Raw genomic sequence first — 9,633 nt, forward strand, 5'->3', positions numbered from 1 at the left:
GGTTAGGACCGTTGGCAGTCTGAAAATCACCCGTCACGCCCCTCTCCGCGGCCACCCCCTCCGCCACCCCCTCCCGCAGCCCGACCCTCTCGCCTGTGGGGGGATGAGGGGAGGGAGGTGGTAGAGGGGGGTGCGTTGGTGCGGCGGGGAGGGTGTGGGGGTGAGGGGTGGGAGTGGGGGGGTTGGGTGAGGTGGGGTGGGGGTGAGGTGCTCAGGGGGGTGTTGCTGCCTTGGGGATGGTGGGCCATGTCTCTGTGATGAGCGTCCGGAGGTCTGGGGTCCTGAGCTGGGCGAACGTGTTCGCCAGGGTGGCGGTCTCGGGGTGGGCCTTCTGGATGACGGGGTGGGTGGGGCCTGCCCTGCGGATGGTGTCGGCCAGGAAGAGTGCCGTGGCCACCACCGACGCCCAGTGGTCCTCGGTGGGGCCCAGGAGGGGGAGGCCGGTGGTGGGCCGGTGGCCGGTGGCTTCCGCCCAGGGGTCCTCGGCCAGGTAGCGGACCGTTCCGACTCCGGTGAAGCCCGCTGCGGCCGTGCACATCGCGCACGGGCGGTGGCTGCTCCACAGGGTGTGGGTGCCGAGGTTCCAGGTGGTTCTGGCGGCGGCCAGCGCGTTGAGTTCGGCGTGGGCCAGCGGGGTGCCCTGGAGATGGTCCGGGCCGCCCGGGGGGTCGTACGCGCGGTTGCGGCCCTCCGTGACGATCGTGCCGGTCTCGTCGGTGAGCACCGCGCCCACCGGCAGGCCGTCGTCGAGCCAGGCGCGGTGGGCGAGTTCGAGGCAGCGGCGGGCGGCGGGCGGGAGTGCTGCCCAGGCGGTGGCGAAGTCCGGTGGGGTTCCCATGGTGGTGAGGCTAGGCGGCTTCGCGTCGTCCGATCACTCGGTGGATCGCACGAGTTCGGGCACCCGGATCGGCATCAGCATGGAGAAGGTGCCGTCGCGGCCGGGGGTGCGGATCGCCAGCGGGGCGATGGGGCCGCCGAGTTCGAGGACCAGTTGGTCGGGGCGGCCCGCGTCCAGGGCCTCCAGGAGGAAGTTCCGGTTGACCGCCACCCGGAGTTCGCCGGGGGTGGGGTCGGCGTCGGCCGGGGGCACCGCGAGTCGGCCGTCCGGAGTGACGGCGAGGACGGTGACCGCGCAGTCCGCGCCGTCCGGGCCGGACGGCAGGGTGTGGGTGGCGCCGGACTCGACGGCTCCCCGCAGGTCGGCGGCGGGGATGTCGACGCGGTGGAGCGGGTCGAGCCGGGTGAGCGCCCGGTAGTCGGGGTAGTCGAGGTCCGGGGTGGCGCCCTCGATCCGGTGGGCGCCGGTCTCGATGCGTACGAAGCCGCCGCCGAGGGTGAGTTCGGCCTCCGTCGCGTCGGCGAGCAGGGCGCGCAGGGCGTCCGCCAGGGCGGTCGGGACGATCGTGCCGGCCCGTGGCTCGGGCGTGGTCGGCAGGGGCACCTCGGCGAGCGCCATCCGGTAGCGGTCGGTGGCCACCAGGCGCAGCGCGGCGCCGTCCACCTCGAACAGCACCCCGGCGAGGACCGGGAGTTCGGGGTCGGCGCAGACGGCGAAGCGGACCGCGTCCAGGGCGGCGGCCAGCGCGGGGGCCGGGACGGTGAGCCGGAGCTCGGCGGGGGCGGCGGTCATCGGGTTCTCCCTCTGGTCGATCAGCGTGCGGATCAGGGAGAGTTCGCGGCGGGCGTCGGCGAGGCCGTCCTCCAGGCGGCGCAGGTGCGCGTCGACGACGCGATGGGCCGCGCCGGAGCCGGGGGCCGCGCCGAGCACGGCGCGGATCCCGGCCAGCGGCAGGCCGACGCGGCGCAGCCGGGCGAGCAGGCGGGCGTCTGCGAGCTGCCGGGGCCCGTACCAGCGGTAGCCGGTCTGCGGATCGACGTGGGCGGGGGCGAGCACGTCGGCGCCGTCGTAGTAGCGCAGGGTGCCGACGCCCAGACCGGTGGCGCGGGCCAGTTCGCCGATGCTGTGCAGGTCGCTCTCCATGCCGGTCACTGTGGTTCCTCGACCAGGTGGAGGGTCAAGGATTGAGCCGGGTGAGCTTGTGGGGGTTGCGGACGGTCCGCATGGCGGCGATGAGGGGTGCGCCGTCGGGGCCTTCGGCGAACTCGAAGACCGTGACGGAGTCGACGCGGTCGCCCACCGCGAGCAGCAGGCCGGGCTGGCCGTTGACGAGGGCCGGGCGGGCGGTGGCTTCGCCGAGCTGCGTGAGGACGCCGAGGACGAAGCGGGCCACGTTGTCGGCGCCGGTGACGGGGCGCAGTGCGGCGCGCACGACGCCGCCGCCGTCGGTCCACGAGGTGACGTCGGGGGCGAGCAGCTCCAGCATGCGGTTGAGGTCGCCGCCGACGCAGGCCGCGAGGAACTCGTCGGTGGCCCGGCGGCGCAGGTCCGCGGGGGCGTCGTAGCGGGGCCGGCCGGCCTGGACGTGGGCCCTGGCCCGGCTGCCGACCTGGCGGCAGGCCGTCTCGCCGCGGTCGAGGGCCTCGCCGATCTCCTTGTAGGAGAAGCCGAAGACCTCCTTGAGCACGAAGACGGCCCGTTCCAGCGGGGAGAGGCTCTCCAGCAGCACCATGACCGCGAGCGAGACGGTCTCGGCGCGTTCGACGCCCTCGGTCGCGTCCGGCTCGCCGACGAGGGGTTCGGGCAGCCACGGCCCGACGTAGGACTCGCGGCGGACGGCGGCCGAGTCGAGCCGGTTGAGGGCGAGGTTGGTGACCGTCCGGGCGAGGTAGCCGGCCGGGTTGGCGACCGGGCCGGTGACCTGGCTCCAGCGCAGCCAGGTGTCCTGGACCAGGTCCTCGGCGTCGGCGACACTGCCGAGCATCCGGTAGGCGATGCCGAAGATCATCCGCCGGTGCGCTTCGAAGTCGGCGAGGCCGGGGTGTTCGAGGGTTTCGGTCACCTTCGCAGGGTAGCCGCCGGTCAGGCGCGGAACGCGTCGTAGGCCGGGGCGAGCACGGCGGCGAGGTCGCGTCCGCGCACGGTGATGCCGGACGGGCCCAGGCGGCGGAGGGACGGTTCGTCCGTGTCCCGGTCGTCCTCGGCTCTCAGGGTGAAGTCGCCGCGCCAGTAGGCGGCGACGTTCACGACGGGGTCGGGTTCGGTCATGCTTCCTCCTCGGCCACCGCGTCGTCGCGGGTGAGTTCGACCAGTTCGCGCAGCGCGTCGGCGGGCAGGTCGGTGAGCCAGTGCTCGCCCTCCCCGACCACGGTGTCGGCCAACGCGCGCTTGGTGGTGAGGAGTTCGTCGATGCGCTCCTCGACCGTGCCGACGCACACCAGCCGGCGCACCTGGACGTCCCGGCGCTGGCCGATCCGGAACGCGCGGTCGGTGGCCTGCTGCTCGACCGCCGGGTTCCACCAGCGGTCGAGGTGGATCACCTGATTGGCGGCGGTCAGGTTGAGCCCGGTGCCGCCGGCCCGTAGGGAGAGGATGAACACCCGTGGCCCGTCCGGGGATTGGAAGCGTTCGACGAGCTCCTCGCGGCGGGCCCGGGAGAGTCCGCCGTGCAGGTAGAGCACCTCCTCGCCGAGCCGCCGGGCCAGGTACGGGCGGAGCATCGCGCCGAACTCGGCGTACTGAGTGAAGACCAGGGTGCGGTCGCCCTCGGCGAGGGCCTCTTCGAGGAGCTCGGCCAGCCGGGCCACCTTGCCCGAGCGCCCGCCCAACGCCGAACCGTCGTGCAGCAGTTGGGCCGGGTGGTTGCACACCTGCTTGAGCTTGCCGATCGCGGCGAGCACCGTGCCGCGGCGCTCCACGCCCCGGATGCCCTCGACCCGGCGCAGCAGGTCGGCCACCACCGCCTGGTAGAGGCCGGCCTGCTCGGCGGTGAGGTTGCACCAGACGGTCATCTCCTGCTTGGCGGGCAGGTCGACCGCCACCGCCGGGTCGGTCTTGAGCCGGCGCAGGACGAACGGGCTGGTGCGGCGCCGGAGTTCGGCGGTGCGGTCGGGGCTGCGGTGCAGTTCGACGGGGATCGCGTAGCGCTCCTTGAAGCGCTCGGCCGGGCCGAGCAGCCCGGGGTTGGCGAAGTCCAGGACGCCGTGCAGCTCGGACAGCCGGTTCTCCACCGGGGTGCCGGTGAGGGCGATCCGGTGCACGGCGACCGGCAGGGCGCGGATCGCGCGGGCCTGGGCGGTGCCGGCGTTCTTGACGTGCTGGGCCTCGTCGGCCACGACCCGGCGCCAGCGGACCTTCCGCAGGGCGGCGAGGTCGCGCTGGACCAGTCCGTAGGTGGTGATGACGAGGTCCACTTCCCCGACGGCGGCGGCGAGTTCGTCCGGGCCGAGGCGGCCGGAGCCGTGGTGGACGTGGGTGCGCAGGCCGGGGGCGAAGCGCTCGGTCTCGCGCTGCCAGTTCCCGACGAGGGACATCGGGCAGACCAGCAGGGTGGGGGCCGTCGCGCCGTCCGCCTGCTCGGCGGCCAGCAGGGCGAGGGTCTGCACGGTCTTGCCGAGGCCCATGTCGTCGGCCAGGACGGCGCCCAGGCCGAGCCCGGCCATCGCCCGCAGCCAGGCCAACCCCCGCTCCTGGTACGGGCGGAGGGTCGCGCGGAAGTCCGGCGGGAGCGTGGGGGCCGGGGCGGTGGCGGTGCGCCCGGCGAGCAGGTCGCCCAATGGGCCGTCGGCCCGGACGGCGGTGACCGGCAGGCCGGCGACGGTGGCCTCGGGGTCGAGCGCCATCCGCAGCACCTGCGTCGTGGCGATGGCGGTGTCCCGCCGGTGGTCGAGGAAGGCGAGCGCGGCGGCGATCTGCGCCGGGTCGGCCTCCAGCCAGGTGCCCCGCACCCGGACCAACCCCTGCTTGGCGGCGGCCAGTTCGGCGAGCTCCCGCTCGCTGAGCGGATCGCCGTCCGGGCCGAGCGCCGCCTGCCACTGGAACGCGACGACGGCGTCCCGGTCCACCTGGCTCGTGACGGCGAGCGAGCCGGGCGCGGGCGGGGTGGTGACGCGCAGGGCGAGGCCGAGCCGGGGCTTGCGGCGCCACCAGGCCGGGAGCAGCACGCCGAACCCGCTCTCGGCGAGGGCGGGCGCCGCGGTGCGCAGGAAGTCCAGGGCCCCGGCGCGGTCGAGCGGGAGGGCGGACGGGCGGGAGCGGTGGCGCAGCCCGTCCAGCTCCGGCCAGCGGTGGGCGGCGCGGGCGAGTTCGGCGGCCAGGACGTCGGCCGGGTCGTCGGCCTTGCGGGCCAGCGCGGCGCGGGCGGCGCCGCCTTCGTGCAGGTCGGCGGCGCGGACCAGCAGGGACGGCTCGTCGACGGCCTGGAGCAGGAACTCCACTTGCCAGGCGTCGTCGGACGGACGGCCCTCGGGGTCGCCGTCGTCCGGGCCGAGTGGCTCCAGCAGGCGGAAGCAGAGCCGCAGGGCGGGGTCGGTGGGCTCGGCGGCGGCGCACCAGGCGGAGAGCCGGCGGTGCAGGTCGGCCAGGTCCCCCGGGTCGGCGGCGAAGGAGGCGTCCGGGGCGGCGAGGGCCGTCAGCCACTGCTCGGCCGCGCCGGTCGGGGCGTCGCCGCCGCGCAGGAGCGGGGGCGCGGCGGCGAGGGCGGACCTCGCCTCGGCGTCCACGAGGGCGCTCAGCGCGGCGTCGACCAGCGCTTCGCCCGTGACACCGGCGGGCGGCCACTCCCCCAGGCCCACCGGCGGGCAGCCGGCGGCGAGGGCGGCAGCCTCCCGGCGGCCGTCGGCGGTGAGGTCCGGACGCCAGCGGGCCTGCGGGGCGCCGTCCGCCAGGAGCTGCGGCAGCACCCGGCCGCCGCCGACCGTCCGCCAGGCGAGGTCGTGCACGCCGGTGAGCCAGCGCAGCGACGGCCCGTAGACGACGTCGACGCGCCCGAGGCCGGGCAGTTCGGTGCCGGTCACCGCCCAGTGCGGGTCGAAGACCTCGCCCAGCAGCTGGGCCGCCGCCCCGGCGTCGAACAGCAGCGCGGGCACCCGCCACGGCGCGAGCACCGCCGCGCCGCGCACGGGGGTGGCCGGCAGGTCGGGGGACGGCGCGGGCAGGGAGCCGGCGGTCGGCAGCAGCAGGGTGGCCCAGCGCTCGGACGCCAGGCCGGCCAGCCAGCCGAGGCCCGGGCCGATCCCGCCAAGCACGGCGGCCACCTCGGCGGCCGGACTGGCGTAGGGGTGGGCGCGCGGGGCCGTCCGCGCGGGCGCCTCCACGGCCGCGGCCGCGGGGTGGCGGCGGGCGTCCTCGGCCCAGAGCGCCAGCCTGCCGTCCGCGCGCCAGAGCGCGTGCAGGGCGAACATGGGCGGGCCTCTCGGGGGTGGCGGAGCTGCTCGTGGATTGACCGGGGTCGCCCTGGAAGCGTAATCGCGACCACCGACACGGCGAAGTGGTTGAAGTTTGAACGAGGCGGGTCTATGGTGGTTCCAGGAAGAAGTTGAAGCCTAAACAAATGGCTTCGAACCCGAGGAGGAGCCATGGGCCTGTTCAACCGCACCAAGACCGCCGCCACGACCGCCACCGCCGTCGCCGAGGCCCCGACCGGGCCGGACCTCGCCCACCTGACCGGCGACTGGACGGTCGACACCACGCACAGCGAGGTCGGCTTCTCGGTGCGCCACGCGATGGTGACCAACGTCAAGGGCCGCTTCACCGACTACGACGGCAAGCTGCACCTCGACGGCGCCACCCCCGGCAACTCCAGCGCCGAACTGGTGATCAAGGTCGCCAGCATCGACACCAACCAGGCCCAGCGCGACGAGCACCTGCGCACCGGCGACTTCTTCGCCGTCGACACCCACCCGGAGATCCGCTTCCGCAGCACCTCCGCCGAGCGCCTGCGCGGCGACTCCTACCGGATGACCGGCGACCTCACGATCAAGGGCACCACCCGCCCGATCGTCCTCGACCTCGACTACACCGGCAGCGCCACCGACGCCTACGGCGCCGAGCGGGTCGGCTTCGAGGGCACCGCCGTCGTCGACCGCACCGAGTTCGGCCTGACCTACAACGCGGCGCTGGAGACCGGCGGCGTGCTGATCGGCGAGAAGGTCAAGCTCAGCTTCGACATCTCCGCCGTGAAGGCCGCCTGACCAGGACGCCGGCCACGGCCGCGCGACCGGAACCGCACCGCCCCTGCCGCCCCCCGAACGGCAGGGGCGGTGCGTCGTTCCCGCGCACAACGGCCGTGGGGCGCCGGGTCGACCGCACCAGGCCTCAGCCGGGGAGCAGCGCCGCGTCCGGCGACGGCAGCCAGCTGCCCGGCGGGCGGCGCAGCCAGCCCTCGGCCGCGCCGAGCGCGGAGGCCGCACCGGCCAGCGCCGTCAGGCCGGCGTGCCGCAGGCCCGGCCGGTGTACCAGGCTGACCAGGCAGAGCGGCACCGGCTCGACCAGCGGCACGTTCACCGCGCCCGGGATGCGCGGACCGCCGACCGTGGTCAGCATCGCGTCGCCGTGCCGCGCCAGGTAGCGGGCGGTCTCGTCCACGCCCACCGGTGGCACGTACGGGGCGGCCGCCGTCAGGCCGTGCTCGCGCAGCAGGCGGGCGCCGAGGTCGGTCCACTCGGTGGTGGCCGGGTTGCCGGCGCAGATGTCCACGGGGTGCCCGGCCAGGTCGGCCGGGCGCAGCACCGGACGGCCGGCCAGCGGGTGGGTGTCCGCCATCATCACCGAGACGTGCTCCAACCGGACCGGGATCTGGGCGAGTTGACCGCGCAGCGCGGCGGGGAGCCCGGCGAAGCGGCCGAAGGACACGTCCAGCCGGTGGGCGAGCAGCTCGCCGGCGGCCGCCGCGAGGCCGCCGTGGAAGCGGGCCAGCAGCTCGCCCTCCGGGCGGGCGGCGCGGGCCCGGGCGAGCACCCGGTCGGCGGTCAGGTCGGGGCCGGTGACGTCGCTGTTGAGGTCGAGCAGCAGCGGCCGTTCGCCGGCGCCCGCGACGATCTCGTCGTGCAGGGCGAGGAGTTGGCGGGCCTGTGGCAGCAACCTCCGCCCGGCCGGGGTGAGTTCGACGCTGCGCGTGGTGCGGGTGAACAGCGCGTCGCCGAGCAGCCGCTCCAGGGTGCGGACGTCCCGGCTGAGCGCCTGCTGCACCACGTGCAGCAGGCCGGCGGCCCGGCCGAAGTGGAGCGTCTCGGCGGTCGCGACGAAGCCTCGCAGCAGGCGGGGGTGCAGATCGACGGGCATGGCGGCAGATTAACAACACCGTGTTGTGAGTGCGACGGAACAGGTGTTGGACCGCGGACGGGACGCCGGGCGAGGCTGGGGGCAATCCCCCACGACTCCCCAGGAGCCCCATGGCCTCGCGCGCCCTTTTCGCGTCCACCCCCGGCCCGTCCCTCCTCGCCTCGTACCGGCGCCTGTTCGCCGCCCCCGGCGCCGCCGCGTTCACGCTGGCCGGGCTGCTCGGCCGGCTCGCGCTCTCGATGACCGGCGTCTCGCTCGTGGTCCTGATCGCCGAGCGGCGGGGCTCCTACGGCCTGGCCGGCACCGTCGCGGCGGCCGGGCTCGCCACCGGCGCGATCGGGATGCCGCTGATCGGCCGGCTGGTCGACCGCCACGGGCAGGCGCGGGTGGCCGTCCCGGCGGCGCTGTACAACGCCGTGCCGCTGCTCGGCCTGGTGCTCTGCGTCCGCCTCGGCGCGCCCGACTGGACCCTCTACGCGTGCTGGGCGGCCTGCGCCGCCGCACCCAACCTCGGCGGCATGGCCCGTGCCCGCTGGGCGCACCTGCACCGGAACGACCCCGCCGCCCGGCACGTGGCCAACTCCCTCGAACAGGCGCTGGACGAGCTCTGCTTCATGGCCGGGCCGGTCCTCGGCATGCTGCTCTGCACGACCGTCGCGCCCGAGGCGGGGCTGCTCACCGCCGGGACGCTCGGCACCGCCGGCACCCTGCTGTTCGCCGCCCAGCGGCGCACCGAGCCGCCCCTGGCGGCCGGGAGCCCGGCCGCACCCCGTCACGGCTCCCCGCTGCGCACGCCCGGACTGCGCGTCCTCGTGCTGACCTTCCTCGCCACCGGTGCGGTGTTCGGCTCGACGGAGATCACCACGGTCGCGTACGCCGACGCGCTCGGCCACAAGCCGGTCGCGGGCGGGCTGCTGGCCCTCGTGGCGGCCGGATCCTGCGTGGCCGGGCTGCTCTTCGGACTGCTGGCGCCGCGCTCGGCACCGGGCGTGCGCTTCCTGCGCGGGATCGCCACGATGGCGGCGCTGCTGCTCCTGCCGCTCGCCGCCGGGCTGGGCGGGGCCGGGTTCGGCCTGCTCGGGCTCGCACTGTTCGCGGCCGGCACCGGCACCGCGCCGACCATGGTGACGGGCATGACGCTCGTCCAGGAGCTGCTCCCGCAGCGGCAGTTGAACGAGGGCATGGCGGTGGCGGTGTCCGGCATCGTGATCGGCATCTCGGCGGGCGCGGCGATCGCCGGGACGGTCGCCGAGCACGCCCCGCCCGGCACGGGCTACGCGCTGCCAGCCGCTGCGGCCGGGCTCGCCCTGCTGATCGCCCTCGCCGGGCGGCGCCACCTGGCGCGGCCCGGCGGCCGGGCCGAGGCAGCGGAGAATTCCGAACGGACTGTCAGTGCGGCGGGCTAGGGCGTGTCTTTCGGCTCAGGTCAGAGGGCCGCGGCGTCAGGGTGCGTGCATCGCAAGGCGGAGGAGGGAGTCCATGCGGAGCATCCCGAGCAGGATCGCGATGGCGAC

Annotated in this window: 8 protein-coding genes; 2 read left to right on the forward strand and 6 right to left on the reverse strand. The window is 75.6% G+C overall.

Annotated elements, in window-relative coordinates:
- Positions 1-211: 211 nt before the first annotated feature.
- Genes ACFV4G_RS41785 through ACFV4G_RS41805 form a run of 5 tightly spaced genes read right to left on the reverse strand, consistent with a single transcriptional unit; the run spans position 212 to position 6,240 of the window.
- Positions 212-838, reverse strand: a complete 627-nt coding sequence (locus tag ACFV4G_RS41785) for a nucleoside deaminase (protein WP_380448571.1) — start codon at positions 836-838, stop codon at positions 212-214.
- A 33-nt stretch (positions 839-871) separates the two neighbouring features.
- A complete protein-coding gene (locus ACFV4G_RS41790; RefSeq protein ID WP_380448573.1) occupies positions 872-1,981 on the reverse strand; it encodes a MerR family transcriptional regulator in 1,110 nt (369 codons plus the stop codon).
- Between the two features lie 34 nt (positions 1,982-2,015).
- Positions 2,016-2,900, reverse strand: coding sequence for an RNA polymerase sigma-70 factor (locus tag ACFV4G_RS41795; protein ID WP_380448575.1), 885 nt, complete (start codon positions 2,898-2,900; stop codon positions 2,016-2,018).
- Positions 2,901-2,920: 20 nt separating this feature from the next.
- Positions 2,921-3,106 carry a hypothetical protein gene (locus ACFV4G_RS41800; RefSeq protein WP_380448577.1) on the reverse strand — a complete coding sequence of 62 codons (186 nt, stop codon included), beginning with the start codon at positions 3,104-3,106 and terminating at the stop codon, positions 2,921-2,923.
- Entirely contained in the window at positions 3,103-6,240 is a 3,138-nt protein-coding gene (locus ACFV4G_RS41805; RefSeq protein ID WP_380448578.1) for an SNF2-related protein, read from the reverse strand. The genes ACFV4G_RS41800 and ACFV4G_RS41805 overlap by 4 nt, the downstream gene beginning before the upstream one ends.
- Positions 6,241-6,414: 174 nt before the next feature.
- Here ACFV4G_RS41805 and ACFV4G_RS41810 point away from each other — a divergent pair, with 174 nt between their 5' ends.
- Positions 6,415-7,029, forward strand: a complete 615-nt coding sequence (locus ACFV4G_RS41810; RefSeq protein WP_380448580.1) for a YceI family protein — start codon at positions 6,415-6,417, stop codon at positions 7,027-7,029.
- Between the two features lie 124 nt (positions 7,030-7,153).
- Here the strand turns inward: ACFV4G_RS41810 and ACFV4G_RS41815 are convergent, their stop codons facing one another.
- Positions 7,154-8,119 carry a LysR family transcriptional regulator gene (locus ACFV4G_RS41815; protein ID WP_380448582.1) on the reverse strand — a complete coding sequence of 322 codons (966 nt, stop codon included), beginning with the start codon at positions 8,117-8,119 and terminating at the stop codon, positions 7,154-7,156.
- A gap of 110 nt (positions 8,120-8,229) precedes the next feature.
- Between ACFV4G_RS41815 and ACFV4G_RS41820 the strand changes: the two genes are divergently transcribed.
- Positions 8,230-9,525 (forward strand): MFS transporter, encoded by a 1,296-nt coding sequence (locus ACFV4G_RS41820; protein ID WP_380448584.1) that lies wholly within the window; start codon positions 8,230-8,232, stop codon positions 9,523-9,525.
- Positions 9,526-9,633: the final 108 nt, after the last annotated feature.

Origin of the sequence: Kitasatospora sp. NPDC059747 (assembly GCF_042732955.1) — a bacterium.
Taxonomy (GTDB): Bacteria; Actinomycetota; Actinomycetes; order Streptomycetales; family Streptomycetaceae; genus Kitasatospora.

What these genes read in the sequence shown, in the direction of transcription:
- ACFV4G_RS41785 (WP_380448571.1), bottom strand. Translation starts at nt 838, where the DNA reads ATGGGAACCCCACCGGACTTCGCCACCGCCTGGGCAGCACTCCCGCCC.
- ACFV4G_RS41790 (WP_380448573.1), bottom strand. Translation starts at nt 1,981, where the DNA reads ATGGAGAGCGACCTGCACAGCATCGGCGAACTGGCCCGCGCCACCGGT.
- ACFV4G_RS41800 (WP_380448577.1), bottom strand. Translation starts at nt 3,106, where the DNA reads ATGACCGAACCCGACCCCGTCGTGAACGTCGCCGCCTACTGGCGCGGC.
- ACFV4G_RS41805 (WP_380448578.1), bottom strand. Translation starts at nt 6,240, where the DNA reads ATGTTCGCCCTGCACGCGCTCTGGCGCGCGGACGGCAGGCTGGCGCTC.
- ACFV4G_RS41810 (WP_380448580.1), top strand. Translation starts at nt 6,415, where the DNA reads ATGGGCCTGTTCAACCGCACCAAGACCGCCGCCACGACCGCCACCGCC.
- ACFV4G_RS41815 (WP_380448582.1), bottom strand. Translation starts at nt 8,119, where the DNA reads ATGCCCGTCGATCTGCACCCCCGCCTGCTGCGAGGCTTCGTCGCGACC.
- ACFV4G_RS41820 (WP_380448584.1), top strand. Translation starts at nt 8,230, where the DNA reads ATGGCCTCGCGCGCCCTTTTCGCGTCCACCCCCGGCCCGTCCCTCCTC.